Consider the following 26168-nt stretch of genomic DNA (forward strand, 5'->3'; position numbering starts at 1 on the left):
TCGTAGACAGGCCCGCCCGGTGAGGCACCGGGCGGGCCTGTGAGCGCTGGACCCCTCAGACCAGCGCTGATCATGGTCAGCCGAAACGTCAGCCGATGTCGCGGCGACGGAACGTGGCGAAGCCGGTGATCGTGAGCGCTGCGGCGATCGCAGTCAGCCAGAGCACCGGTGCGACGGAGAAGTCACCGCCCGGCAGCCGCGGCGTGTGGCCGTACGGGCTGAGGTTGATCATCCACTGCGGCAGGTTGAAGATCTCGCCGAACTGACCGATCAGCAGGAACACGCCGTACAGCGCCCACCCGCCGGTCACCAGCTTGGGCGCGAACCCGAACAGGATGACGACCAGCGCGGTCACCAACCAGATCGCAGGCAGCTGTACGGCGGCTGCGGCGAGCATCCGCGGCACCTGACGGCCGACGTTGCCGAGCGACGCACCACTCGAGATCCCGGAGCCCAGTCCGGCGACCAGGATCAGTACGCCCGTGCCGAGCAGCGCCATCAGCACATGACTCGCCAGCCACTGCGCTCGAGAGACACCGGTCGCCAGCAACGGCTCGGCCCGCAGCGCGGTCTCCTCCGACCGCAGTCGCAACGCCGCCTGAATCCCGAACGCCGACGCCAGCAGCCCGACCATGCCCATCTCGGTCGCCAGGAACGCATCCGTGATGCCCTCCACTCCACCGAGCTTCTGCACCATCTCCTTCGCGCTGTCACTGGTGACGAACCCGTCGACGTTGCTGGCGATGTTGCCGACCAGCAGACCCAGCAGCAGGAACGCGAAACCCCAGGCGAGTAACGAGCCCCGGTGCAGCCGCCAGGCCAACGCGAGCGGGGAGCGCAATGACTTGGCCGCCCGGGGCGGTCCGGGACGTGGCCGCACCAGACCAGCCCCCAGGTCGCGCCGGCCGATCAGTGCGGTCGCTGCTGCGATCAGTACGGCGAGGAACACCAGCGGCACCAGTAGTACGGCCCAGCGGTCACCGGCGTACGCACGGACCTGCTGCGACCAGCCGATCGGTGACAGCCACGAGACCCACTGCGTGCTGCCGTCTGCGGACGAGTCGCCGATGGCGCGCAGTACGTACGCCATGCCCAGCACGACTGCTGTCAGTCCGTTCGCAGCCCTCGCACTCTCAGTGACCTGCGAGGTCACCGCAGCCACACCGGCGAACGACAGTCCGGCTGCCGCCCACATCAACCCGAATGCGAACGACCCCTTCGTGTCCAAGCCACTGCCCATCAGCGACAGCGCGGTCAGCAGCCCGAGCACGATCACAGTCGCCCCGGACACGATCAGTGCGGAGGTCAGAGCGGCGTACCGACCGAGTACGCCGGCACTCAGCAGCTCGAGCCGCCCGGACTCCTCCTCGCTGCGGGTGTGCCGTACGACGAGCATTCCGCCGAGCAACGCGACCAGGAGCGCGCCGAATGCGGTGAGCTTGAACAGCGAGACCTCCCCGAGCGAGGACTCGTCGAAGATCCGCCCGTACAGCGAGACCAGCGCGGGTGACGCGTTGGACGTCCGAGCCGCGTCGACCAGCGCCTTGGGGTCCGTGTACAGGTCCATCGTCGCCTTGGCCGAGCCGGCGGCCGTCATCACGAACACGACGATCCAGATCGGGATCAGGATCCGGTCCCGGCGTAGCGCGAGCCGCACCAGCGTCCCGGTACCGACGAAGTCGTTCATCGGACGGCCGCCTCAGGCTCCTGTGAATCCTGGGCAGGTACGTCGTCCTCGTAGTGCCGCAGGAACAGCTCCTCGAGCGTCGGCGGCTGCGCCACCAGGCTCGTGATCCCGCTCGCGGACAGCTGCCGCATCACGGCCTCGAGCTGGGCGGTGTCCACCTCGAGGCGGACCCGGTTGCCCTGGACGTCGAGGTCGTGGATCCCCGGCAGCTGCGCGAGGCCGTTCGGCGACCCGGCCAGCTCCGCGTGGATCGACGTACGCGTGAGGTGGCGCAGGTCGGCCAGCGTGCCGGTCTCGACCACCTTGCCGCGGCGGATGATGCTGATCCGGTCACACAGGGCCTCGACCTCGGACAGGATGTGGCTCGACAGCAGCACGGTGCGGTCGCGCTGACGCTCCTCCTCGATGCACTGCCGGAACACCTCCTCCATCAGCGGGTCCAGACCGGACGTGGGCTCGTCCAGGATCAGCAGCTCGACGTCACTCGCGAGAGCGGCGACCAGGGCGACCTTCTGCCGGTTGCCCTTGGAGTACGTCCGGCCCTTCTTGGTCGGGTCGAGGTCGAACCTGCGCAGCAGCTCGTCGCGCTTCTTCTCGTCCAGCCCGCCACGGAGCCGGCCGAGCAGGTCGATCACCTCGCCGCCGGTCAGGTTCGGCCACAGGTTCACGTCGCCCGGGACGTACGCCAGCCGCCGGTGCAGCTTCGCGGCGTCGCCCCACGGGTCCCCGCCGAGCAGCGAGACATCACCGGCGTCACCGCGCAGCAGTCCGAGCAGGACGCGGATGGTGGTGGACTTCCCGGCGCCGTTCGGCCCGAGGAAGCCATGCACCTCACCGGTCGCGACCTCAAGGTCGAGACCGTCGAGGGCGTGCGTACTTCCGTACGACTTGTGCAGTCCAGAGACCACGATGGCTGATGTCATGATTCATAACGTACACTTCATTCAGAAGTTTGTGAATCTTGCTAACACGTTTCTCACAAGTCAGGTAATCGAGTGACCCAAAGGGGATGATGGGGCGGTGAGTGCACTTCGAGACGACGACGCGGTCCGGCGATACACCGAGCAGTTCGGCAACCTGCTGGCCGAGACCGGCTGGCCGCGGATGGCCGCCCGGGTGTTCGCCGCGATCCTGTCCAGCGTGGACGGTCGGATGACGGCCGCCGAACTGTCCGACCAGCTGCAGGCGAGCCCCGCCGCGGTCTCCGGCGCGGTCAACTATCTGCTGCAGCTGCGCCTGGCGACCCGTGAGCGCGAGCCCGGCAGTCGCCGCGATGTGTACGTCGTGCAGGACGACGCCTGGTACCAGACGATGATGAGCGAGGACGCCTCGCTGGTGCGCTGGTCCGAATCCCTCCGCAAGGTCCTCGACGCCGCCGGCGAAGGCACCGACGCCCACCACCGCATCCGCATCTCCCTGGCCTTCATCGACTTCATCAGCGAAGAGGTGAAAGGCCTCACCGAACGCTGGGTAAAACGCAAAGCCGAACTGGACGCCGAAATCGCCGCGGAGTACGACACGCCCGACCGCTGAGCGCCGTACTGCGCACAGGCAACGGGGACCTTGCACAGGCTATTGCTTGTCCAAGGCCCCCATTGGGTGTCTCCGGTCAGCGGAGAGTGCTGTTCGCCACCGCGTCGAGGCTCTGCTGCAGGATCGGGTTCACCCGCGGCTGCTTCGACTTCGGCAGGTGTACGGCGTTGCCGTCGACCGGGCCGTCGACCGGGTAGACCGACAGCTCGGCGGGTAGCGGTGACGTCCCGCAGACCTGGTCCTTGCCGGGTAGCTCGCCGGCGAACACGAACCGGTCGCCGATCTCCTCCACACAGGCCGACGGCGAGCCGACGTACTGCCCGTGCTGACCTTCGTCGTCGATGGCAACGAACCGGGTCGCCTTGGCGGTGCCCTCATGGGTCCGCAGCGCACCCTCGTACGCCGTCGCCGGGTCCAGCTCGTCCTGCACCATCAGGATTCGCGGCGAGCCCACAAGGTCGACCTTGCGGTCCTGCGGCGGGTACGGCCAGAACGCGCACATCGGTACGCCGTTCAGATAGCCGAAGAAGCTGTACTTGCGCGCCATCTTGTCGGCCTCGCGCAGGTAGTACCCCGGGTCGTGGCTGAACGCGGTGTCGTTGCAGCGGACCGTCGTACTGATCGCGCCGAGGTTGACGGTCGCGTCACCGCTCGACCTGGCCGCAGTCGCCCAGGCGTCCGCAATGACCGACCGGGCCGAGTCGACACGCACCGCGGCGGCTGCCGCGGACGTGGCCGCGGGTGTCACGCCGTACCGGGCGCGAATCGCGGCGAGAGTGTCGAAGGCCTGCAGTTCAGGCGAGATCCGGGCCCACGCGCGGTCGACGTGCCGCAGCTCGACCTCACCGGACGCCGACGGGTCCTTCACGTACTCGTCGTGCACGAGGATGTCGACGGTGGCCCGGATGAAGCGCACGTTGCCGTACTGCGCGCTGTAGATCATGCCGTCCAGGTTGTCGCCGCGGACACTACTGGCGCCGGCCTTCACCAGCTTCACCAGGTCGGCTCGGACCTGGTCGTACTTCGCGGTCACCTGCTTCGGCGTCGACCCGAGCCCCTGGATCATGTCGGCGTGCCGGGCGATCCACGGGATGAGCTGGGTGTCCCGCCGCCGCTGGCCGGAGAACGGGTCGAAGTTCATGTTCTCCCACTGCGTGTGGGTCCAGTCCATGTTCGAGTCGAGCACGAACCGGCCGACCCGCTCCGGGTACGCGTCGGCGTACCAGCCGCCGAGCCAGGTCCCGTAGCTGTAGCCGATGAAGTTCAGCTGGCGGGCCTTCAGCAGCGCCCGCAGGAACTCCATGTCGTACACGGTCTGCTGGCTGCTGACGAACCGGCCGAACTCGGTCGCCGCGCACGCCTCGGCCTGCAGCTTCGCCTCGGCCACCTCGACCTGATGGGTCAGCTTGGTGCGCTCCTTGTAGTCCGGCGTCACCGGCAACGCGTTCAGCTTCTCGGTCGTGGTAATGCACTGCAGCGGCGTGCTCTGACCGAAGCCGCGCGGGTCGAACCCGAGCAGGTCGAAGTCGCTGAACAGCTGCGGCTTCTCGACCGCGAGCGACGCGGACAGCGTCAGGCCCGCGCCACCCGGTCCGCCCGGGTTCGTGGTCATCAGGCCCTTCGAGGTACCGGTGGCCTTGCTGTAGGAGATCGCCACCTTAACGTCCGGGTGCGCGTCCGGGTGCGCCCAGTCCATCGGGACGGTGACCGTAGCGCAGTTGGTGGTCGGCGCTTGCGGGTACAGGCGCTTGACCGCGGCGTCGAACGAGCAGACCGACCAGTTGACCGGCTGGTCGAGGTACTTCTGCGGAATGGCGGGCACCGGCGGATCCACCGGTCCCCTCGACGGGTGCACCGCGTCGGCGGTGCCGACGGCCAGCTGCGGTACGACGAGCAGCGTGGCGAGGGCCAGGGCGATCGTGCGAGATCTCATCATCTGCGAACTCCGTGTATCCGGGCGGGGATCAGGAATGCAGGCAAACCTATCGTCAGAGCTCGTACGCGGTGAAGATCGTGCAGAAGATCGGTGGTGACTCGAGGCCCGGGTAGTAGAGCCGACCGGCTGCGTCGGTGATCTTGAAGTACGCCGTCGACGCGCCGACCTGGGACGGCGCCCGCAAGGTCATCCGCACCGTCACGACGTCGCCCGGCCCGGCGTCGGGCACCCGCTCGCGCGCCGGTGACCTCAGCCATCCCGGCGCGCCGGCGGCGCCTTGGCGGGTGAGGTAGCGGTTGTGCCACGGGCGTTCGCCGCTGTTGCGGAGCTCCCAGGTCTTCTCGAACACCTGCTCCCGGCACACCCGCGTACCGTCAGGCACCGTCTCCCCCACCAGTTCGGCCCGGTCGTCGGGGTGATGATCGATCGGCACGGATCCACCGAGCAGCACCGGTTGCACATGCCGGCGCATGTCCCGCTGCGACATGTCCCGGCCGGCACGTACGGCGGCGTCGAGTTCCATCAGCTGGTTGACCAGCGCCTGGTTCGCTCCGAACGAGTCGTCGTACCACTCGATCAGCTCGCGGCTCGGCTTGGTGTGGCCGCGCTCGACCCGGGACAGATGCCCCTTGTCCCAGCCGGATTCGGAGGCGGCACGGGTCAAGGCCACCCCGGCGGCCTCGCGCAGCTCGCGCATGCGCGCTCCGATCACGTACCGAGCCTGGGCTGGGCGCACGGCGCACTCTCCGCTCTCGCCGTCACTTATCTACATAAAGTACCAAACCGCAGTGAATCAGCTCCGTTGCCCACTGCGACAACGCCGTCACTTTTTGGTTCCCTGCGAGTACAACTCCAGAAGGGAACACCACCATGCGTACCGCCCTCATGCGCATCACGTCCCGTCTCACTGCCGTCGCCCTGCTCAGCGGCGCCGCCCTCGTCGGCACCGGTGTCCTCCCGGCCAGTGCCGCCACCGGAACCGTTGTCACCGACAGCGGCGCCGGCGTCACCATCCGGTCCGGCAACGCGACCAGCTTCGGCTCGGTCGGCACCCAGCCGGACGGAGCCGTCGAGATCGACTGCCAGATCTACGGCGAGCCGGTGACCGGCAAGTTCGGCCGCAGCCTGATCTGGGACCACATCCCCGGCAAGGGCTTCATCACCGACGCCTACGTCAACACCGGCAGCAGCGGCCTGGTCGCGCCGCTGTGCACGAGCAACCCGCGCGCCGACAAGGCCGTCGCCTGGTACGCCGCACGCAGCGGGTCGACCGCCTTCCAGGGGTACTGCGAGATGGCCGCCGAGAACTCGTACGGGAAGACCGGTATCTGGGCCTCGGCCATCGCCGACTGGAACGACGCCGTGGCCCGTGGCGCCGCACACCGCGGCGATCTGAACCCGCCGAAGGGCGCCCTGGTCTTCTGGAACATCAGCGCCTACGGCCATGTCGGAGTAGCCAAGGGCGACGGCACGTTCTGGGCCACCAGCGTCAGCGGCGCGATCGGCACCCGCGCGCTGCCCTACTTCAACAACTACCTCGGCTGGGCCTGGCCGAACTTCTGACCCTCCCCTAGACGAGCGCCCGGACGCGCGTTCCGCCCCTCACGCGTCCGGGTGCTCGATCCTTTCCAGCCAGTCAGCCACGAGCGCGCGATACAGACCCACCCGTTGCACCGGCAGGTCGTGGCCCTCCTGGTCCAGGACGGCGTACGTGGCCCGGGGATAGTCCTCGAGGATCGGCCAGGCGTCGGCATAGCCCGTCATCGTGTCCTGCCGGCCGGTCACGATCAGCGTCGGCCCTTCGAAGCGCGCGGCCGGGTCCTCGCGCAGCGCGTACGTCGCGACGTCGCCCTGGATGCGGCCCAGGAACTCGAGGTCCGCCTGCGCTTCGGCCGGGTCGTAGTAGCGGCGCTGCTTGTCCGTCCAGGCTTCTTGGTACGCCGCCGTCTTGATCAGGTCCTCCTCCGTCGGCAACGTCCGCTTCGTGCGGTCGACGACGATTCCCGGCACGCGCAACAGCAGACCGAGAACGCGGGCCGGGTCGCGCTTCACGATGCCGCGGGCGTGCAGTCCGCCGGCCGACGTACCCGCGAGAGCGAACGGTTCATCGTCGACCAGTTCGTCGATCAGTTCCGCGATCGCCGAGAGCATGCCGTCCTGGTCGGTGATCGACGGTACGGCGGGCGACTGCCCGGTGCCCGGCGGGTCGATGTAGATCCGGCGCCATCCCGGACGTCCCTCGAACACCGGCTCGTGGACGTCGCGGCCTTCGCCGTTCGCGCCGCCCCAGCCGGGCAGGAAGACGATCGGCCGTCCCGTACCGAAGGATTCGTAGTGCACGCGGCGACCCTACCCGCGCGGCCGGCCGTCAACGACTGCTTCTCTTCCCAGCAGAACCCGGCGGCCGCTCCCCCGATCCGCGCTCGATCAGTGCGCACGGCAGCACGATCCGTTGCGGCGGACGGGTGTCCGCACCCGACGCGCGATCGAGCAACAGCCGCGCCGCACTACGGCCGAGCTCGGCGATGTCGGAGGCAACGACCGTGACCGGCGTCGGCAGCATGTCGGCGAGCCGGAAGTCGTCGAACCCAACCACTGCGGGCTCCCGGCCGAGCTCACCAAGAGCACGCAGCACACCTTCGGTGAGGAAGTTCGTCGAGGAGAAGATCGCGGTGGGTGGATCGGTCCGCAGCATCACCTCGCGGGTCGCCTTCTCCGCGGCCTCCGCGTTGCCCTCGGGGAGCTGGATGACCAGCGACTCGTCGACCTCGATCCCCGCGGCCCGATGTGCGCGCCGGAACCCGCGCAGGCGACGCCCGATCGTGTAGTACGACGGGGCAAGGATGATCGCGATCCGCTCGTGGCCCTGCTCCAGCAGGTGTTCGGCCGCGATCCGGCCGCCGCCCTCGTTGTCGACCATCACGATGTCCGCGTCGATCCCGGTCGCCGGGCGGTCGACGAACACGACCGGTACGCCGGCGCCCTGCAGGAACGCGTGATCGCCCTGGTCGGGCACGATCATCAGACCGGCCACCTGCCGGCTGACCAGCTCCTGGATGGCCCGCTTCTCGCCCTCCGGGTCCTCGTCCACACTGCCCAGTACGACGGCGAAGCCGGACTGCCCGGCGACTTCGAGCGACGCCTTCGCGATGCTCGCGTAGAACGGGTTGGTCAGGTCGCCGAGCACCAGCGCGAGACTGGTCGACTTCTTGCCCGGCCGGAGCGCCCGGGCCACCTCGTTGCGCTGGAACCCGAGCTCGTCGATCGCGGCCCGGACTCGCTGCGCGGTCTCGTCGCGGACGCCATGGCCACCGTTCACCACACGCGACACCGTGCCGAGGCCCACACCGGCCCGCCGGGCGACGTCGATCATCGTCGGCCGGCTGACCTCTGGCTGGCTTGGAAACGTTTCGGACACGGGGTTGACTTCCTTTTCACGACACGGCATCGTCACCCAACAGTAAAACGTTGGAAACGTTACCGTCCAGGAGGCCGGATGAATTCAGTCTCTTTAGGCGGATCGACCACCAAGAGGCGAAGCCGCCGGGGTGGGATGAGCCGGAACGCCGGCTCCGACGTGAAGGCGGCGTACCTGTTCATCGCACCCGCGGTGATCGGGTTCCTGGTCTTCGTGGGGTATCCGCTGATTCGATCGTTCTATCTCGCGCTGACGAAGTACAACGGGTTGACCGACCCGGTGTTCGTTGGCCTCGGCAACTTCCGGAGGCTGTTCACCACCGACCCGGCGTTCTGGCCGGCGTTGCGGGCGACCGGCTACCTGGTGTTGCTCTATGTCCCGTTGTCGCTGATCCTCGGCCTGGCGCTCGCGATGTTCTGCAACCAGCGCTTCGCCGGCGTACGGATCGTCCGCACCCTGGCGTACCTGCCGGTCGTGCTGCCGGCCGTCGCGACGATCACGCTCTGGAAGTTCATGCTCGATCCACAGGTCGGGTTGCTGAACACGATCCTCGACCGGCTCGGCCTGCCGACGAGCCTGTGGTTGCAAGGCCCGAGTACGGCGATGCCCTCCGTGGTGCTGGTGATGCTGTGGGGCGTCGGCGGGACGATGATCATCTTCCTGGCCGCGCTGCAGTCGGTGCCGACCGAACTGTACGAGGCGGCTCGGGTGGACGGTGCCGGCCCGTGGTCGGTGTTCTTCCGGATCACGTTGCCGATGATCAGCCCGATCGTGCTCCTGCAGGTGATCCTGCAGACCACGGCCGCGTTGCAGACGTTCAACCAGCCGAAGATCCTGACCGGCGGTGGACCGGGATTCAGCACCAACGTGCTGATGCTCTCGATCTACAACAACGGCTTCCCCACCCTGGGCCGGATCCCGCAGCTCGGGTACGCGTCCGCGCAGGTGTGGGTGCTGTTCATCATCATCATCGCCGTGATCGCCCTGACCGCGAAGTTCTCCTCGCTCTGGACATACAGTGACAGCACTTCAGACTGAAGCCGCCTTGCCCGATACGGCGCAGATCGTGCCCCCGCCGAAGAAGAAGTCGCGTCTGGTCGGTACGACGTCGTGGTACGTCGTCGCGTTGTTCATCTGCGCGGTGATGGTCGTACCGCTGCTGTGGATGATCACGATCGGCCTGAAGAGCCGGACCGCGGTGTTCGACATCCCGCCCAAGCTGCTGCCGCACGAGTTCCACTGGAGCAACTTCATCAAGGGCCCGGAGACGATCCACTTCCCGCGGCTGTTCCTGAATTCGATGATCATCACCACGCTCAGCGTGCTCGGCGGCGTGATGACCGCGATGATGGCCGGCTACGCGCTGGCCCGGTTGCGGTTCCCCGGGCGCAAGCTGTGGTTCTACCTGTTCGTCGGCAGCATGCTGCTGCCGGGTGTGGTCGGGCTGATCCCGTTGTTCCAGATGTACAAGAGCATCGGCTGGTACGACACCTGGCTGCCGCTGATCGTCCCGGCGTTCCTCGGCGGGAACCCGTTGTTCATCTTCCTGGCCAGGCAGTACTTCCTGGCCATCCCGTACTCCATCGACGAGGCGGCGAAGATCGACGGCGCCGGGCACCTGCGGATCTTCGTCAGCGTGATGCTGCCGTTGACCCGGCCGGCCTGGCTGACAATGGCGATCCTGGCCTTCCAGGCGTCCTGGAACGACTTCCTGAACCCCCTGGTCTACCTGTACTCGTCCGGCAAGTGGCCGTTGTCGGTGGGTATGGCGTCGTTCATCTCCCCGTTCGCCGGCAAGACGCCGGACTGGAGCTACTACATGGCCACCAACCTGCTCTACATGCTGCCGCCGCTCATCATCTTCTTCGCCGCGCAGCGCTACTTCATCCAGGGCCTCGGCGCTCTCGGCAGCACGAACCAGAAATAGAGGGGACATTCCTGTGAAGAGAACATCAGTTGTGACGGCCCTGGCGTGTGCCGGGTTGCTGACGGCAACAGCCTGCAGCGGCGGCGGCTCCGACTCCGGCGGCTCCAGCGGCGGGCCGGTCACCGTCACCGTGATGACGTGGGAGTCGGCGGAGACCAACGCCGCGATCAAGAAGGCGCTGGCCGACTTCAAGGACGACAACATCACCGTCCAGCTACTCGACACCCCGGCCGGCAACTTCGGCGACAAGCTCGCCTCGCTGACCCAGGCGAAGAAGCTGCCGGACCTGTTCTGGTGCGGCAACGACACCGAGCAGCAGTACACCTCCCAGGGTTTGCTGGTCGACTGGGCCGACAAGATCAAGAACGCCGACGGCGACTTCACGGCCGACAAGTTCGTCCCGTCCGCGATGGAGAACTGGAAGACCGCCGACGGCCAGATGGGCGGTCTGCCGTCGCTGATGAACACGTACGGCGTCTGGTACAACGCCGACGCCTTCACCGCGGCCGGCCTGCCGCTGCCGAAGGCCGGCTGGACGTGGGACGAGATGTACGCCGACGCCGCCAAGCTGGCCGGAAAGAACGGCGCGAAGTACGGACTCGTCGCCGATCAGCTGACGTCCGCCGACGGACCGTTCACGATGAGCATGTACTCCGTGTCGGCGGGTGGCGCGCCGTTCACCGACAACGTCAACCACCCGACGAAGGCCGAGGCCGACGAGAAGTACACGGAAGGCGTCGAGAAGCTGGTCGCCGCGATCAAGAACGGGTCGGTGGCGCCGCCCGGGTACGACGCGGCGAACGTGCAGTCGCTGTTCTCGGCCGGCAAGGTGCCGATGACGTTCGGCGGGCAGTGGCTGGCGGCCGGATTCCAGACCGACAAGCCGAAGATCAAGTACGGGTTCGCGCCGTTCCCGCAGGTGCAGACGCCGACCACTATTGCCGACTCGGTCGGGATCTGCACGCCGCAGTACACCAAGGACCAGGACGCGACGTTCAAGGTGCTCGAGTACATCAACACCAAGGTCTGGGACGCCGTACTGCCGGCCTCCCCGGTCGCGCCGCCGGCGTACACGCCCGCCCAGACGAGCTACTTCGACGCCCTCACCAAGGCGCAGCAGACCACCGTCGTCGACACGGTCAAGGCTGACCTGGCGGCCGAGAAGACGGTCGGCAACCGCTTCACCACCCAGTGGGCGCAGCAGGTCGGCGACCTGACGACCGCCAACTACCAACCGATCCTGAGCGGCAAGAAGCCGATCAGCGACCTCCCGGCGTACATCGACAAGATCAACGGACTGATCAAGCAAGGCGGCTGAGTCAGAACACCGCACCCGCCAAGCGGCGGGTGCGGTGGCCGGGTTAGACGGCTTGCCAGAGTGACAGGGCGAAGCGGGCTTCATCGTCGGTCCACCACGCGGCCGGGGTGAAGCCCGCTTTGTCGAGTTCGGCTTCGACGCCGGAGCGGTGGAACTTGGCGGAGATCTCGGTGCTGATCTCCTCGCCCTCTTCGAACGTGATCTCCAGGTGGATCTCCGGGATCAGCACCCGCATCGCGCGGGTGGCGCGCAGATGCATCTCGATCCACTCGTTGTCTTCGTCCCAGAGCGCGACGTGCTCGAACGCGTCCACGTCGAAGTCCGCGCCGAGCTGCCGGTTGATCACCCGCAGCACGTTCTTGTTGAACTCGGCGGTGACGCCCGCGGAGTCGTCGTACGCCGCGACCAGCGTGGCGGGGTCCTTCACGAGATCGGTGCCGAGCAGCAACCACTCGCCGTGCTCGAGGACCTCGCGAACGGAACGGTAGAACGCCTCCCGCTCGGCTGGGATCAGGTTGCCGATCGTGCCGCCGAGGAACGCGACGACCCGCGGCGGATCACCCGGGAGCTTGTCGAGGTGCGCGGTGAAGTCGCCGACCACACCATGTACGTCGAGACTCGGGTAGTCGGCGTTGATGGCGTCGGACGCGTCCCGCAGCGCGGACTCCGACACGTCGAGCGGCACGAACGACGTGAGCGTGCCGTGGGCGCGGAGCCCGTCGAGCAGCAGGCGGGTCTTCTCCGACGACCCGGACCCGAGCTCGACCAGCGTGTGCGCATTGGTGATCGACGCGATCTCACCGGCCCGCGCATGCAGGATCTCCCGCTCGGCCCGCGTCGGGTAGTACTCCGGCAGCCGCGTGATCTCCTCGAACAGCTCACTGCCCCGCGCGTCGTAGAACCACTTCGGCGGCAGCCACTTGGGCGTCGCCGCCAATCCCGCCCGAACATCCTCCCGCAATGCCCGAGCCGCATAGTCCGGCGTGAGATGTACGTCGATGAGGGTCACTCTCGTCCTTCCATCGGGGTGATCTGCAATGTGGTGGCGGTGGCCACGAGCAGCGAACGATCGGGTACTTCGTCCCAGTCGGCGGACCCGAACGGTTCCGAGCTGACGGTCACCGAGTCGGCGGTCTGCCGGACCCGGAGCGAATGTGTCCAGGAGGTGGCGACGATCTGCTCCCCGTCCGTCAGTAGCAGGTTCAACCGCGAGCCGGGCGCGACCGACTCCACCTCCCGGACGACGGACGCGACCGCATCGGCGGGCGTGATCCCGTCGCGCAGCCGGTTGGAGACGAGCGCGAACAGCAGCGCGGAGTCGACCGGTGCGTCGAGCTTCAGCAACTCGGCGACCGGCAACTGCTCAGCCAACTTCACAGTCGACTCCGGGTAGCCCGGGAGCCTTCCGTTGTGACTGAACAGCCAGTTCCCGACCTTGAACGGCGACACCGAGGATTCGGTATGAGGCATGCCGTCGGTCCCGTTGCGGACGGCGGCGATCACGGCGCCGGATCGGATCGAGCCGGCCAGCTCCGGGAAGTTGTCGTCGGTCCAGATCGGCACGTTGCGCCGGTACCGGACCGAGTTGCCGTCGACGTACCAGCCGAGGCCGAAGCCGTCGGCGTTGACCGAGCCGCCGCCGCGCATGTCGCGCGGCGACCAGCTCTGCTCGAACAGCGAGTGGGAGGGCTCCTGGACGAGGGACGCCAGCGTGACCGCCGGTCCCAGGTAGGCGAGGTGGCGGCACATCAGGTGTGCAGCTCCCCGGCCTGCAGTTCGTCGGGGCGCGGGTCCCTGGCGCAGCGGAAGCCGGCGAAGATCTGCCGGCGGATCGGGTAGTCCCAGTTCCGGAAGGTGCCGCGGGCAACGACATCGTCGGTGCCGAACGAGCCGCCGCGGAGCACCTTGTAGTCGGGCCCGAAGAACACCAGCGAGTACTCGTCGTACGGCCACGCGCGGAACCCCGGGTACGGGCGGAAGTCGCTCGACGTCCACTCCCACAGATCCCCGATCAGCTGCTCCACGCCGAGTGGCGAGGCGCCCGCCGGATATGCCCCGACCGGTGCCGGCCGGAGGTGCCGCTGGCCCAGGTTCGCGTGCTGCGGACCGGGCGACTCGTCACCCCACGGGAACCGCCGCGTCCGGCCGCTCGACGGGTCGTACCGCGCCGCGAACTCCCATTCCTCCTCGGTCGGCAGTCGCTTGCCGGCCCACTTCGCGTACGCCTCCGCCTCGTAGAAGCAGACGTGCATCACCGGCTCGTCGAGCGGCAACAGCTCCCGGTGCGCGAACCGCAGCCGCCACCACTCGCCGTCGACCTGCGACCAGAACCGCGGCGCGACCAGCGAGGCCTTCTGGACATGCGCCCACCCGGCCTCGGACCACCACTGCGGATCCTGATACCCGCCGCCGAGCACGAACCGCAGGTAGTCCCCGTTCGTCACCGGCACGGTGTCGATCACGTACGGCCTCACGTGGACGCCGTGCGCGGGCCGCTCGTTGTCCAACGCCCACGGCTCGATCGACGTACCCATCTCGAACACGCCACCCGGCACGAACACCTCGGCCGACGGCAGCGGCCGACCCGCAGGCGGCGGGGGCGCGTCGAGCACCGGCGCACCCTCCCGCAACTGGTGCGTCGCCAGCATCGTCTCGTCGTGCTGCTGCTCGTGCTGCGTGATCATCCCGAACGCGAACGCGTTGTCCACCAGCTCACGCCCTGCATCGAACTTCACGTGGTCCAGGACATCCAGCACCTTGTCCCGTACCTCGGTCACATAGCTACGCGTTTCCACCGGACCGAGCAGCGGCAGCGAAGGACGGTCCGCGCGCGGGTGCTGGAACGCGTCGTACAGCTCGTCGATGTCCTGGCGCAGGGGCTCGCGGCCGCCGACGTCGCGGACCAGCCAGAGCTCCTCCTGGTTGCCGATGTGCGCGTAGTCCCAGACCAGCGGCGACATCAGTTTGGAGTGCTGCTTGACCAGGTCTTTGGTGTCGACCGCATCGGTCAACTGGACCGTCCGTGCCCTGGACCGTTCGAGCTGCTCACCGACGAACGCCCGCAGGCCCTCCGGCGACAGATCGGACAGTTGGTGATTCATGAAGCTCGCCTTCCGTGGGTGTTGTCGACGACGCGCTGCAGCCGGGTTACGACGGCAGCGATGTGTTCGGGATCCGCACCGGTCCGGTCCATGACCTCGGTACCCAGCGCGACCACATCGCGCGCCGCACGCAGTACCAAGGTGTCGTTGAGCCCCTCGCGAGCTGCCGGGAACCAGCGGCCGGCAGCAGGCTCGGCCGCGGCCAGCACCTGGTCGATCGGAGCGGACATCAGTGCGGTGAGCAGCAGGGTCGGGGCGATCCACCCGTCCCCCGGCTGCGCGTCGAGGTAGCGCACCTCGAGATACCCGCGCGGCCGGACCGGCGGGAACAGCGTGGACAGGTGGTAGTCGAGATCGTCGTACGTCGGTCTGTCGCCGGGCAGCTGTCCGTCCGCCCAGGCCCCGAACGTCAGCCCGGTGGGTGCATCCCACGTGTCGCCCCGCCGCATGCAGAGCACCGGCGCCTCCATCGCCGTCCGGGCCCAGGCAGCGGCCGGGTCGGTGTCGAGCGGCGGTGGCTCGGTGAAGGGGGCACAGGTGCCGAACGTCGCCTCTGTGCGGGCCGAGGCCCAACCTGTGTCCGCACCGGCGCGGCGGCGGGAGTTGGCGAACAGGCCGACCAGAGCGGGACCGAGGTCGTGCAGTGCTCTCCAGCGGAGAGCGGTCTGGTCCGTTTCGCCGGCGTCGAGGCAGATCTGCAGGCCGGCGGTGCTGCACATCATCCGCGGCCCGTGCGGTCCGAGGCGCCGGAAGGCGTGTTCCATCGCGGCGTACCGCGGGACGGTGAGGATGCGGCGGGGTGTGCGGAAGGGGTCGAGGCCGTAGTCGCCTGGGACCAGGTCCGCATCCAGCAGCAGAGCCGTCAGCTCGGCCGCGTCGGCGGCGGTGTCGTCGATCAGCTGCGGGATCGAGTCCGACGCGGGGCCGGAGATCTCTACCTGGCCACCCGGCTCCACGGTGACCAGCGCGCCCCGGCTCAGCGGCAGTTGCGGACTGCCTCGGACCAGGGTCGCGGGGGCGTGCACGCCCAGGGCTTCGCTCAGTCGGCCGGCGTCGAGGGGCCGGTGCGGATCATCCGCATGATGCACGGTCCACTCGAGCTCGACGCCGTACAGCCGAGGTGGACCGTGCTTGAAACAGACCATCGCGACGTAGCCCTCCGCCTCGGCCCGGGAGCCGATCGGAGTCGTCGCCGGAGAACCACCGGACGAGGTCACGTCAGCGAACCTAGCTCCGGGCCAGGGGCTGGACAACCGACCAGAAATTACCTGCCGGTGACGTCTGGGGTGTGTGTCGACTCATGCCGACCATGCTTCCCGAGGCCACCGACAGTTTCCGGCCGGATCCGGACGAACCCAGCGCTGGTTCAGCTCTGAGCGAAATCGGGTCAGCGGAAGCGCGGACAGGTGGTGCAGGCGGCCACGTTCGGCAGCACGTAGAAGTAGCAGCAGGATGTGCGCAACTTCTCCTCCAGCGACACCCCGAATGCCGTCGCCGCGCGGTCGGCGTACGGCGCATCCTCCGACAGCCGGATCGCCGCCCGCACCTCGTCGTCCACGGCACCGAATCGCTGCAGCGACCCCAGCTTCACACCAGGTTGGTAGCCGTCCAGAAACGCCTTGGTGTGGTCCTTGAGCTGTACCGCCGCCGTAGCCAGTGGCACGACCTCGTCCGACAGCAGCGCGACCTCTGCCGGGTAGTGCGCGACCGGGTGCCGCTTGAACGCCAATGACGACGGCGACACGTCCGGAGACATCCCGGTGACTGCACTGGTCACACCCGCGACCAGCGACGGCACCTGGACGTACCACATGAGCGTGAACATGGCCGCGACCTGCACCGGCGGCTCGATCGAGTAGTCCCGTGCGTAGTCAGCCGCTGCGGCCGCGCGCCACGAGTACGTCGGGTCGCCACCGGCCTGCTGTTCCGCGATCAGGTCCGCACACGAGACCCAGTCCGGTCCGGGCACCGCATCCGCCGTACGCACAGACATCCAGCTGACCGAGTCAGCCAGGACCTCCGCCAGACGGCTCACGGTGTAGCTCATCCAGCCAGCCTACGATCCGGTACGACGACCGGTGCGCCGCCGACCTCCACCACCGTGGCCTTCAGCCCGAACACCTCGTCCAGCAACGTCGCTGTCAGTACGTCGACCGGGCGGCCCTGCGCAGCGATCTGCCCGTCCCCCATCACGACCAGGTGGTCGGCGTACTGCGCTGCCAGCGTCAGGTCATGCAGCACCGCCACGACGGTCCGCCCCGTCGTTGCCGCCGCGTGGACCACGTTCATCACGTCTACCGCGTGTGCGAGGTCCAGGTACGTCGTTGGCTCGTCCAGCAACAGGTGCTGTGTCCCCTGGGCCAGCACCATCGCAATCCACACCCGCTGCCGCTGGCCGCCGGACAGCTGGTCAACTGGCCGGTCGCGGAGCTCTGTCAGCTCTACTGCCTGCAGCGCCTCGTTGATCGCGGCATCGTCCTCGCCCGTCAGCCGCCCGAACAGACCGCGATGCGGGTGCCGTCCCCGCGACACCAACTCGGCTGCCGTGATCCCCTCCGGCGTCACTGGCCCCTGCGGCAGAACACCGAGCTTGCGGGCCAGTTCACGCGCCGGCAACTCGTGAATGTCCTTGCCGTCCAGCAGCACTCGCCCACTCTTCGGAGCGAGCAGTCTGCTCATCCCACGCAGCAGTGTGGACTTGCCGGACCCGTTCGGCCCGACAACCGCAGTCAGCTGACCGGACGGCACCTCCAGCGTCAGTCCGTCGACCACCGGCACAGCAGCGTCGTACGCGAGGGTCAGGTTCTCGACGTGCACGGTTCAGCGTCCCTTCTGCTGACGGCCGATGAGGTGAAGCAGGTACGGCGCTCCGCACGCGGCCGTGAGCACTCCGACAGGTAACTCGTACGGGCCGACCTGCGCCCACTGCAGCCCGTTCCGCGCCAACAGGTCAGCCAGTACGACGAACAGCGCGCCCAGCATCGCAGTGGTCAGCAACGGCGGTCGTTCCATCCGGGTCAGGCGCAGCGCGACCTGTGGCGCGACCAACGCAACGAACGCGATCGGTCCGGCTCCGGCGGTCGCCATCGCGGCCAGCACCGTCGCGATCACCAGCAGCACCAGCCGGATCCGCGCCACCCTGACGCCGAGCGACGACGCCACGTCGTCACCGAGCACCAGCGCGGACAGGTCCCGGTTGAACATCATTGCTACCGGCAACAGCAGCACAACGGCGATCAAGACTGGGATCGCATCACTCCAGGCCCGGGAGTTCAACGAGCCCGCCAGCCAGGCGGCCGCCCGGCCGGCGTCGTTGACGTCGCCGATCACCAACAGCCAGGCGACCAGCGAGTTCGCCGCGGCCGCGATCCCGACGCCGATCAGCACCACCTTGCCCGCGTCCACCACGCCGCGCTGGATCGACAACGCACCGACGATCAGCGTGGCCAGCAGCCCGCCGAGGACCGCGGCCAACGGGATCCCGACCTTGGCCGCGACGCCCGAGATGTTGCCGCCGCCGGTGCCGGCGAGCACGATCACCGCGACGGCGCCCGCGGACGCACCGGAGTTCACACCCACGATGTCCGGGCTGGCGAGCGGGTTGCGGGACAGCGTCTGCAGCAGCGCACCGGACACGGCGAAGGCGATACCGACGAGCAGTCCGGTCGCGATTCGCGGCAGGCGCAGTTCCAGTACGACGAGCCGGGTGCCACGACGGCCGCCGCCGAGCAGTACCTCGACCACGTCCGCCAGCGGGAGTTTCGTCGTACCGACGCTCAAAGAGACCAGCGCGACGACGATCGCGAGGGCCGCGAACAAGATGCTGAGGACGACCGTCCGCGATCTCATAGGGCCACCGCCCGGCGACGTACGACGAGCACGAACATCGGGGCGCCGACGATGCCGAGGACGACACCCGCCTGTACTTCGCCCGCGCCGCCGACGAGGCGCCCGACGAGATCCGCGAGTACCAACGCGGTCGCTCCGATGACGCCCGCGGCCGGGATCAGCCAGGTGTTGCGGGCACCGAAGATCCGTCGCGCGACGTGGCCGGACAGCAGGCCCAGGAACCCGATCGGGCCGCACGCGGCCACGCCGGCCGCGGTGAGCAGACCGATCGCGCCCAGCCCGAGCAACCGAGCCCGGCGGATCGACAGCCCGAGGCCCGCAGCCACATCGTCGCCCAGAGCAAGCATGTCGAGATCACGGGCGTTGACCGCGGCGAGCAGCAAACCGATCACCGCGAAGGGCAGGACCTGGCCGGCGACATCCATCCCGCGGCCGGCAACGGACCCGACCGCCCAGAACCGGTAGCTGTCCAAAGTGTCCGCATCGAGGAGCACGATCGCCGACGTCAGCGCACCGAGGAGCGCCGCGACGGCCGCGCCCGTGAGCGCGAGGCCGACCGGAGTCGAGCCGGTCCCCCGCGATGCCAGTTGCTGTACGGCGAACGTCGCGATCAACGCGCCCAGCAAGGCGACCCAGACCGTCGACGAGACGGACTCGACCACTCCGAGCTGGAGCCCGAGGACGACCGCGAACGCCGCGCCGGAACTCACACCGAAGATGCCCGGCTCGGCCAGCGCGTTGCGGGTGTGCCCCTGCATCAACGTGCCGGCGATCCCGAGACAGAGCCCGATCAGGACCGCGACGACCGTCCGCGGGAACCGCAGGCTGCGCACGATCACGTCCGGGTCCGAGCCGGTGTTCGAAGTCAGCGCGTGCCACAAGGCGCCCGGTCCGAGCCAGCGCGAGCCGAGCGCGAGGCTGGCGGCGAACGCGAGCACCAGGACTACTACCAGGGCGAGGAGTGCGGCGGCACGGCGTACCGGTCGACTCGCAGTGGGAGTGGCGGAGCACATATGGTTAGGTTTGCCTTACTTCGCTGAGGTCGTGAGTCACCTTATCCCGTTGCTTGGAGACACCTGTGCGCCTGCCCCGCATCACCGCCCTGCTCGCTGTCGCGGCCCTCGCCCTGTCGGCCTGCGGGTCCTCGGACCCTGGCGATTCCGGAGATTCCGCCGATTCGGCCGCCGCGAGCGCCGGGTACCCGCGGACGATCGAGCACGCGATGGGCAAGACCGAGATCAAGACCAAGCCGAAGCGGGTGGTCGCGCTCGACACCAGCTACGTGGACGCGACGCTGATCCTGGACACCCCGGTCGTCGGGTACACCGACTACCGCACGATCAACGGGAAGCTGCCGGACTACCTCGGCGACGACCGGACGACGTACGGCTCCGAGGCCCAGTCGGTCGGCACCCTCGCCGAGCCGAACCTGGAGAAGATCGCCGCGCTGAACCCGGACCTGATCATCAGCGCGAAGGTCCGGCACGAGAAGCTGTACGACCAGCTCTCCGCGATCGCGCCGACGATCATGTCCGAGACCACCGGGGCGACCTGGAAGGACAACATCCGGCTCGAGGCGAAGGCGGTCGGCGCCGAGGACTTGGCCGAGAAGGAGATCTCGTCGTACGAGCAGGCCGCGAAGACGGTCGGCGCCGCGATCAACGCCAAGGCCGGTGATCCGACCATCTCCGTGGTGCGGTTCGTCGACGGCCCGACCCGGCTGTACCAGAACGCGAGCTACTCCGGGATCGTGCTCAAGGACGCCGGCCTGAAGCGGCCGAAGTCGCAGGACGTCGCCGGCTTCGCGCTCGAGATCAGCCCGGAACGGATCAAGGACGCCGACGCCGACGCGATCTTCGTGGCGACATACGCCGACGACAAGGGCCTCAGCAAGAAGACCGAAGCCCAGTTCAAGGCCAACCCCCTGTGGAAGCCGCTGGCCACCAAGGTCCACGACGTCCCCGACCTCACCTGGATGACCGCCGTCGGCCTCCAAGGCGCCTGGTCCATCCTCACCGACCTCGCCAAGACCTTCGACGTACCGGCACCCGTCAAGCCCGCCTGATCAGCTCACCTTGAAGTCCTCGGTCTTCGTGCCCTTGGCCCCGGCCTCGGTCACGACGGACACCGTCAGGCTATAGACGCCCCGAACCTCCAGCGAGTCGCGGGACAAGTAGAAACTCTGGCCGCAAGACTCACCACGCGCGGTTTTGATGACGACGGATCCCCGTTTGAGCACCCAGGTCGGATAGCAGCCGGTGGCCGGGTAGTTGCCGGTCTCATCCAGCACCTGGGCGCTGGCGGTCGGCAGCGAGCCGGCGCGATACTCGCCCGGTCCGATCCTGCCGCTGGCGCCCATCCGGATGGTGATGGCCAACGTGCCGGGCGACAAGGTCTGCGGTGTGCTGGAGCTCCCTGGACCAGTGATCTGGGCGACCGGCGTCTCCGTCACGGTCTCGGTGACCGTGCTGGTGGCGGTCGTGGTTGCAGTCGCGGTGGTGGTCGACAGGATGGTGGTCCGCGGTGGGGCCGGATTGATGGCGGCCGGTAGTACGCCAGACTGGCCGAGGACGATGGTCAGGATGCTGCCGATCAGCGCGAAGACCGCGGGAATCGCGGCGATCAGCGCCGGATGCCGGTGCCAGGCGTACTGCTTCTTCTGGTCCGGGTCCCCGGCAGGCGTGACTGTCTTGCTCTTGTGCACAGTGGTTCCCCCCACGTGACATGTCCGATGGCCCCCGGCCACGGTGTGATGCTCAACCATGGACCAAAACCGTGCGAGCGTCCACTGCGGAGAGTGACGGAGTTTAGGGTTCGGGGTATGACGGCTCTGACGCGATGGCATGTCGGTCCGTGGACGACGCGTGGGACGCAGGTTGGGGAAGCGTCCGAGCCGGGGCGGAAGCGGACGCCGGACGAGTTGAACTTCGATGTCGTCGGGCTGGCGCGGATTCTCGGGCGGCGGTTGTCGGGGCGGGACGAGCTGCAGGTGCGGCTGTGGCAGAACGAGCTGCGGCCGACGCACACGCGACAGTGCGGGGTGCACACACTGGCGGATCCGGACAACGCCCGACTGCTTCGCGAGACCGCGCAGGAGGCCCTTGCCTGGTTGGGCGAGCGCGCGCCGAGCGGTTACGAGTTCGTCCTCACGGACGCGGTCGAGCTCCGTCCGCTCCTCGACCTGTCCGCCCCGGTGGTCGCCGTCGACGCCGTCGTACAACTCGCTGGTTTCCCGCTCCCTGCTGCTCGTTTGGCAACAGCACATGTACGTCGTTCCGCCACAGGTGACTGGTACGCCGGGGACGCGGTGTGCAACTGGTCCGGCCCGCACACCACGCCTGCCGAGGCGGTAGCCGCCGTACGCCGTGCCCGCCACGAGCTCGTAGACCAACTACGCACCGCGGGCCGTGACGACCTCGCCAACACCGCGCCCCGATGGCCGGATGTCCCGATCGAGTCCGGCTAACCGGTGGTTTCCGGAAGGTTTTCGGCAGCAGGTGACTGTTTGTTTCCGGAAAGCGCCAGGTGACGGTTGAGGAAGGTGAGTTCTGCGTCGACCACCTGTTCGTGTGCGTCGAGGAAGGGCGCGTAGTGGTTGCCGGGGACCTGGAGTACGTCGGCGTTCGGTGTGCTGGCGGCGGCCTTGAGAGTCGGGGCTGCTAGAGCGGACTGGTCGTCCTCGCAGACGACGTACAGGATCGGGCAGCGGACCTGCGACGCGTACTTGGCCGGGCGGAAGCGCGCAGCGGGGAAGACGGAACGGGCCGCGATCGCCTGTTGCCATTCGGGGTAGCGGTTGCCGGGGTTGAGGGTCGCGTTGCTCAGCTGAGCGTCAGGGGTGTTGAGCAGCGCCACCGTCCCGGGCGGGCCGGCGAGATCCACCAGTCGAGGCGGACGGCCGACGAGGCTCCCGGCCAGGTCGAGCAGGCTGCGGCCGATCAGGCGGAGCGCGCTGCCGGGCGTCTGGTAGCGGGAGGCGTTGCGGGTCACGGTCGGACCGTCGACGTTGGCTGACTGGGCGATCGCCGCCGAGATGCCGAGGCCTTCCGCGGCGAGCTGCACGATGTATCCGCCGGGCAGCGAGAACGCCCAGATCGCCACCCGTTCGACGCCCGGGAGCGTGTTGGCGTAGGCGATTGCGGCCCGCCAGTCAGCCAGTTGATCGGAGACGCGCGCGACCTGCCGCGGTTCGCCCTCGCTCTCGCCGAGGTTGCGGTAGTCGAAGGCCAACACACTGAAGCCGGCCGCGGCGAACCGCTCCGCGAACCGGTCCGTCCCCGGCTCCTTCGTGACCCCGAAGCCGCCGGTCATCACCACGCACCCGCCGTTGGTCCCCGGGTAGTGCCAGGCCGCGCACGCGACGCCGCCACTCGTGAAGCTCACCTTCTCGCGCATCCTGAAAGTGAACCACGTGGTTCGCAAAACTGTCTAGGCCTGCTCCTCGCGCTCCAGCGCCCGCAGCAGCGCCGCGAACCCGGCCTCGATCCCGGCCGCGTCCCCGCTCGTCCGCCACTCGATCAGGAATCCGCGCAGTGTCGCCAGGATCAGCTCCGCGACCTCGGTCTTGCGCTGGTCCTCCCACCCGTCCGGGCACAGCGACAGCAACGCCGGCAAGTACTGGCGCGACGCCGACCGCGCGAGGTCGGCGTACCGCCCGGCGTCGTACATCGCGAGCCCGATCGCCTGGTCCAGCACCCCCGACTCGACGCCGATCAGGGTCGGCCACATCGACCGCACCCGGTCCGCCAACGGCCTGTCCGGCCCCTCGCCAGCGGCAGCCATCGCCCGGGTGATCCGACGTTCGCGCAGTTGCAGGACCGCCTGCGTGAGCAGGTCCTCGGGTCCGTCGAAGTGGTACAGCAGCACCTTGTGCGTCGTACCGGCCGCGCGCGCCGCCCGCCGGAGCGAGAAGTCGACCAGCCCGTTGACCCCGAGCTCGTCCGCCACCTTGTCCAGCAACTCGCGCCGCCGCGCCTCACCCCGCGGCGACTTCGCCGACCGCCGATACCCCGTCCGTTCCTCAGTCACCCGGCCAGTATCTCTAGCTGAAGCTCGCGACGAAGTATCCGACGCCGTACGGCGCTGCTTCGTAGGTCAGGTCGCCGGAGAGCGACGTACCTTCGAGGGCTCCGGCGAGCACCTGCCACGGCGCGCGCCCCGCGGCCTGCAGTTCGTCGGCGAGGTCTGGATCGAGGGCCTTGAGTACGTCGAGATCCCTGTGCTGCAAGGCGTTTGCGACCGTGGTGTCGAAGATCTCTGCGCGCGGATGGAGGTGTACGGGCGAGTGCTCGCTGCGGCGGGCCGAGCCGTCGCCCATCACCAGCAGGCCGACGCGGTCGTTGCTGTCAGCAATCTCTCGTCCGAGTTGTACGCACAGGTCAGGCGCGGTGTCGGCCAGGATCGCGCGATAGGTGCGCGGCAGCTGCGCGGCCTTGGTCTGCTCAAGCAACCAGCCGCCGATCGCCAGCGACAACGGGAGGACCGCTGGACCGGAACCGACCCGGACACCAGGCGCACCGTAGGCAACGAACGCGCCACCTGCCTCGGCTTCGTAAGTGCGCGGAGAGCCGGCGCCGATCACCACTACGTGCGCTGCGGTGGCGAGTGATTCGACGGCTGCCAGGCAGGCGGCGCGCAGGTCGTCGAGCTCGGATGCGGCGCCGGACGCGACCTCAGGCACGAGCAGCGGCGGATGCGGGCAGACCGCGGCAGCAACGACAGGCACGCCTCAGGCCTCCCGGACGTAGCGGAAGAAGAAATAGTCGTCCCCCGCGGACAGAGCCGTCTCGAGCTTCATCCGCCGGGTGAGAGTCGACGGGGCCCCGGCGATGATCCGGCTGGATCCCGGTCCCGCCAGCAGCGGCGCCAGCGCGAGACACAGTTCGTCGACCAGATCGGCCGCGGTCAACGCACCAAGGAGATGCGGCCCGCCCTCGGACAGGATCTGCGTCAGCTCGCGCGCGGCGAACTCGTCGACGACCGCCTTCAGGTCGACTTCGGCCTCCCCTAGTACGAGCACCTCGGCAACCTCCGCCAGCGCCTCCCGGCGGTCCTCCGGTGAGCTCGCATGCGTGACGACGATCGGCCGTACGGCGGACTTGAACACCGGATTCACCGGACTCAGCTCGAGCCGCGACGACACGATCGCGAGCGTCGGGTTCTCGGCGAGCCCGGCCGCCGTACGCCATTCGCGTGCCTTCGCGGACAGCTTCAGCGGGTTGTAGCCCTCGTCCCGGATCGTCCCTGCGCCGACCAGGACGACGTCCGCCAACCGCCGGATCACGCTGAAAACCCGGCTGTCGGAGTCGCTCGACAGCGCCTTCGACTGACCGTCGATCTCGACCGCCCCGTCCAGGCTGCTGACGAAGTTGGCGCGCAGGTGCGGCACCGCTCGGTCCGCGACCTCGTAGGCCGCGATCAGTTCCTCGTCGCTCAGATCGTCCAGGCGGCGCATCAAGCCAGGCTCCTTCGGGTTCCAGCGGGCTGCGCGGTGCCACGCAGTACGGCGATGAAGTCGAGGGCCTGCCGCGCGGCCGGTACGTCGTGCACGCGGAAGACGCGGGCGCCCAACCAGGCCGAGACACTGAGCGCCGCGAGGGTACCGTTGCCGCGCTGCCCCGGTGGCAGTTCGAGGGTCTCGCCGATGAAGTCCTTGTTCGACACCGCGACCAATACCGGCCAGCCGGTGGCGGCGAGTTCGTCGAGGCGGCGGGTCAGCTCCAGCGACTGCAACGTGTTCTTGCCGAAGTCGTGCGTCGGGTCGATCAAGATCCCGTCCGGCCGGACGCCGGCGGCGAGCGCGCGGTCCGCGAGGGCGGTGGTCGTGCGGATCACGTCCGCGACCACGTCGTCGTACGCCATCCGGTGCGGATCGGTGCGCGGTGAGAGACCGCCGACGTGACTGCAGACCAGCCCGGTGCCGGCCTCGGCGGCGGCGTTCACCAGGTCGGGATCGGCGCCGGCCCAGGTGTCGTTGATGAGGTCGGCGCCGGCCTCTGCGACCTGCCGCGCGACACCGCTGCGGTACGTGTCCACGCTGATCACCAGGTCCGGGTGCCGGGCGCGGATCGCGGCCACGAAGTCCACGGTCCGGCGGAGCTCCTCGGACTCGCTGACCGGTTCGCCGTACCCGGCTTTCACGCCACCGATATCGACCAGGTCGGCCCCCTCGGCGACGGCCTTGTCGATCGCCGCGAACGCCGCGTCGGTCGCGTACGTCGCCCCGCGGTCGAAGAACGAGTCCGGCGTCCGGTTGACGATCGCCATCAGCGCGAATTCGCCCGGCCCGAAGGACCGGCTACCCAGCCGCAGCACCCCGTCGCCTGTGTTCACGGGACCGACTGTACGGGGGCGGACCGACCGGTCCACCTATCGCCATAGCCCCATATCCTATAGGATT

27 protein-coding genes are annotated in these 26168 nt (G+C 68.5%); 7 read left to right on the forward strand and 20 right to left on the reverse strand.

Features of this window, described 5'->3' with window-relative positions; genetic code table 11:
- Window positions 1–88 precede the first annotated feature (88 nt).
- Complete coding sequence (locus EV649_RS13340) at window positions 89–1687, reverse strand: ABC transporter permease (protein WP_130383763.1); 1599 nt, start codon at window positions 1685–1687, stop codon at window positions 89–91.
- The gene (locus EV649_RS13345; RefSeq protein WP_130383764.1) at window positions 1684–2610 is read right to left on the reverse strand and encodes an ABC transporter ATP-binding protein; all 927 of its coding nucleotides are present in this window, start codon (window positions 2608–2610) and stop codon (window positions 1684–1686) included. Before EV649_RS13345 ends, EV649_RS13340 begins: the two co-directional genes overlap by 4 nt.
- Window positions 2611–2707: 97 nt before the next feature.
- Here EV649_RS13345 and EV649_RS13350 point away from each other — a divergent pair, with 97 nt between their 5' ends.
- Window positions 2708–3220, forward strand: a complete 513-nt coding sequence (locus tag EV649_RS13350) for a MarR family transcriptional regulator (RefSeq protein ID WP_130383765.1) — start codon at window positions 2708–2710, stop codon at window positions 3218–3220.
- Between the two features lie 76 nt (window positions 3221–3296).
- On the opposite strand, the gene EV649_RS13355 is transcribed toward EV649_RS13350, so the two are convergent.
- Window positions 3297–5156 (reverse strand): alpha/beta hydrolase, encoded by a 1860-nt coding sequence (locus EV649_RS13355; protein WP_130383766.1) that lies wholly within the window; start codon window positions 5154–5156, stop codon window positions 3297–3299.
- Between the two features lie 52 nt (window positions 5157–5208).
- Window positions 5209–5868 carry an NBR1-Ig-like domain-containing protein gene (locus EV649_RS13360; protein WP_241998165.1) on the reverse strand — a complete coding sequence of 220 codons (660 nt, stop codon included), beginning with the start codon at window positions 5866–5868 and terminating at the stop codon, window positions 5209–5211.
- 158 nt (window positions 5869–6026) lie between these two features.
- On the opposite strand from EV649_RS13360, the gene EV649_RS13365 reads away from it, so the two are divergent.
- The gene (locus tag EV649_RS13365; RefSeq protein ID WP_130383768.1) at window positions 6027–6719 is read left to right on the forward strand and encodes a CHAP domain-containing protein; all 693 of its coding nucleotides are present in this window, start codon (window positions 6027–6029) and stop codon (window positions 6717–6719) included.
- A 39-nt stretch (window positions 6720–6758) separates the two neighbouring features.
- On the opposite strand, the gene EV649_RS13370 is transcribed toward EV649_RS13365, so the two are convergent.
- The gene (locus EV649_RS13370) at window positions 6759–7496 is read right to left on the reverse strand and encodes an alpha/beta hydrolase (protein ID WP_130383769.1); all 738 of its coding nucleotides are present in this window, start codon (window positions 7494–7496) and stop codon (window positions 6759–6761) included.
- Window positions 7497–7524: 28 nt separating this feature from the next.
- A complete protein-coding gene (locus EV649_RS13375; RefSeq protein ID WP_241998166.1) occupies window positions 7525–8574 on the reverse strand; it encodes a LacI family DNA-binding transcriptional regulator in 1050 nt (349 codons plus the stop codon).
- Window positions 8575–8709: 135 nt separating this feature from the next.
- Here EV649_RS13375 and EV649_RS13380 point away from each other — a divergent pair, with 135 nt between their 5' ends.
- The 3 genes from EV649_RS13380 to EV649_RS13390 are packed head-to-tail and all read left to right on the forward strand — an operon-like array spanning window position 8710 to window position 11819.
- The gene (locus tag EV649_RS13380) at window positions 8710–9612 is read left to right on the forward strand and encodes a sugar ABC transporter permease (protein ID WP_241998172.1); all 903 of its coding nucleotides are present in this window, start codon (window positions 8710–8712) and stop codon (window positions 9610–9612) included.
- Complete coding sequence (locus EV649_RS13385) at window positions 9593–10501, forward strand: carbohydrate ABC transporter permease (RefSeq protein WP_241998173.1); 909 nt, start codon at window positions 9593–9595, stop codon at window positions 10499–10501. Before EV649_RS13380 ends, EV649_RS13385 begins: the two co-directional genes overlap by 20 nt.
- A gap of 13 nt (window positions 10502–10514) precedes the next feature.
- The gene (locus EV649_RS13390) at window positions 10515–11819 is read left to right on the forward strand and encodes an extracellular solute-binding protein (protein WP_130383770.1); all 1305 of its coding nucleotides are present in this window, start codon (window positions 10515–10517) and stop codon (window positions 11817–11819) included.
- Window positions 11820–11862: 43 nt separating this feature from the next.
- On the opposite strand, the gene egtD is transcribed toward EV649_RS13390, so the two are convergent.
- The 8 genes from egtD to EV649_RS13430 all read right to left on the reverse strand — a co-directional run bounded on the left by egtD (window position 11863) and on the right by EV649_RS13430 (window position 19782).
- Window positions 11863–12828: an L-histidine N(alpha)-methyltransferase gene (egtD, locus tag EV649_RS13395; protein WP_130383771.1), complete on the reverse strand. Its 966-nt coding sequence runs from the start codon at window positions 12826–12828 to the stop codon at window positions 11863–11865.
- Window positions 12825–13568 carry an ergothioneine biosynthesis protein EgtC gene (gene egtC, locus EV649_RS13400; protein WP_130383772.1) on the reverse strand — a complete coding sequence of 248 codons (744 nt, stop codon included), beginning with the start codon at window positions 13566–13568 and terminating at the stop codon, window positions 12825–12827. The genes egtD and egtC overlap by 4 nt, the downstream gene beginning before the upstream one ends.
- Window positions 13568–14920, reverse strand: a complete 1353-nt coding sequence (egtB, locus tag EV649_RS13405; protein ID WP_130383773.1) for an ergothioneine biosynthesis protein EgtB — start codon at window positions 14918–14920, stop codon at window positions 13568–13570. The genes egtC and egtB overlap by 1 nt, the downstream gene beginning before the upstream one ends.
- Complete coding sequence (locus tag EV649_RS13410) at window positions 14917–16137, reverse strand: glutamate-cysteine ligase family protein (RefSeq protein WP_130383774.1); 1221 nt, start codon at window positions 16135–16137, stop codon at window positions 14917–14919. Before EV649_RS13410 ends, egtB begins: the two co-directional genes overlap by 4 nt.
- Window positions 16138–16307: 170 nt before the next feature.
- Window positions 16308–16967, reverse strand: coding sequence for a (2Fe-2S)-binding protein (locus EV649_RS13415; RefSeq protein ID WP_130383775.1), 660 nt, complete (start codon window positions 16965–16967; stop codon window positions 16308–16310).
- Entirely contained in the window at window positions 16964–17737 is a 774-nt protein-coding gene (locus tag EV649_RS13420) for an ABC transporter ATP-binding protein (protein ID WP_130383776.1), read from the reverse strand. The genes EV649_RS13415 and EV649_RS13420 overlap by 4 nt, the downstream gene beginning before the upstream one ends.
- Before the next feature lie 3 nt (window positions 17738–17740).
- On the reverse strand, window positions 17741–18769 hold the full coding sequence (locus tag EV649_RS13425; RefSeq protein ID WP_130383777.1) for an iron chelate uptake ABC transporter family permease subunit: 1029 nt from the start codon (window positions 18767–18769) through the stop codon (window positions 17741–17743).
- A complete protein-coding gene (locus tag EV649_RS13430) occupies window positions 18766–19782 on the reverse strand; it encodes an iron ABC transporter permease (RefSeq protein ID WP_130383778.1) in 1017 nt (338 codons plus the stop codon). Before EV649_RS13430 ends, EV649_RS13425 begins: the two co-directional genes overlap by 4 nt.
- Before the next feature lie 65 nt (window positions 19783–19847).
- On the opposite strand from EV649_RS13430, the gene EV649_RS13435 reads away from it, so the two are divergent.
- The gene (locus EV649_RS13435; RefSeq protein ID WP_130383779.1) at window positions 19848–20834 is read left to right on the forward strand and encodes an iron-siderophore ABC transporter substrate-binding protein; all 987 of its coding nucleotides are present in this window, start codon (window positions 19848–19850) and stop codon (window positions 20832–20834) included.
- On the opposite strand, the gene EV649_RS13440 is transcribed toward EV649_RS13435, so the two are convergent.
- Window positions 20835–21473 carry a hypothetical protein gene (locus EV649_RS13440; RefSeq protein WP_130383780.1) on the reverse strand — a complete coding sequence of 213 codons (639 nt, stop codon included), beginning with the start codon at window positions 21471–21473 and terminating at the stop codon, window positions 20835–20837. It abuts the gene before it with no gap.
- Window positions 21474–21590: 117 nt separating this feature from the next.
- On the opposite strand from EV649_RS13440, the gene EV649_RS13445 reads away from it, so the two are divergent.
- Window positions 21591–22235, forward strand: coding sequence for a hypothetical protein (locus EV649_RS13445; protein WP_130383781.1), 645 nt, complete (start codon window positions 21591–21593; stop codon window positions 22233–22235).
- Here EV649_RS13445 and EV649_RS13450 read toward each other — a convergent pair.
- Genes EV649_RS13450 through folP form a run of 5 tightly spaced genes read right to left on the reverse strand, consistent with a single transcriptional unit; the run spans window position 22232 to window position 26035 of the window.
- Complete coding sequence (locus tag EV649_RS13450; RefSeq protein WP_130383782.1) at window positions 22232–23164, reverse strand: alpha/beta hydrolase; 933 nt, start codon at window positions 23162–23164, stop codon at window positions 22232–22234. The genes EV649_RS13445 and EV649_RS13450 overlap by 4 nt on opposite strands.
- Before the next feature lie 33 nt (window positions 23165–23197).
- Entirely contained in the window at window positions 23198–23797 is a 600-nt protein-coding gene (locus tag EV649_RS13455) for a TetR/AcrR family transcriptional regulator (protein ID WP_130383783.1), read from the reverse strand.
- A gap of 13 nt (window positions 23798–23810) precedes the next feature.
- Complete coding sequence (locus EV649_RS13460; RefSeq protein ID WP_130383784.1) at window positions 23811–24494, reverse strand: class III extradiol dioxygenase subunit B-like domain-containing protein; 684 nt, start codon at window positions 24492–24494, stop codon at window positions 23811–23813.
- 3 nt (window positions 24495–24497) lie between these two features.
- On the reverse strand, window positions 24498–25223 hold the full coding sequence (locus tag EV649_RS13465; RefSeq protein ID WP_130383785.1) for a pyrimidine reductase family protein: 726 nt from the start codon (window positions 25221–25223) through the stop codon (window positions 24498–24500).
- Window positions 25223–26035, reverse strand: a complete 813-nt coding sequence (gene folP / locus EV649_RS13470; protein WP_130385007.1) for a dihydropteroate synthase — start codon at window positions 26033–26035, stop codon at window positions 25223–25225. The genes EV649_RS13465 and folP overlap by 1 nt, the downstream gene beginning before the upstream one ends.
- Window positions 26036–26168: the final 133 nt, after the last annotated feature.

Source organism: Kribbella sp. VKM Ac-2569 (assembly GCF_004216905.1).
Taxonomy (GTDB): domain Bacteria; phylum Actinomycetota; class Actinomycetes; order Propionibacteriales; family Kribbellaceae; genus Kribbella.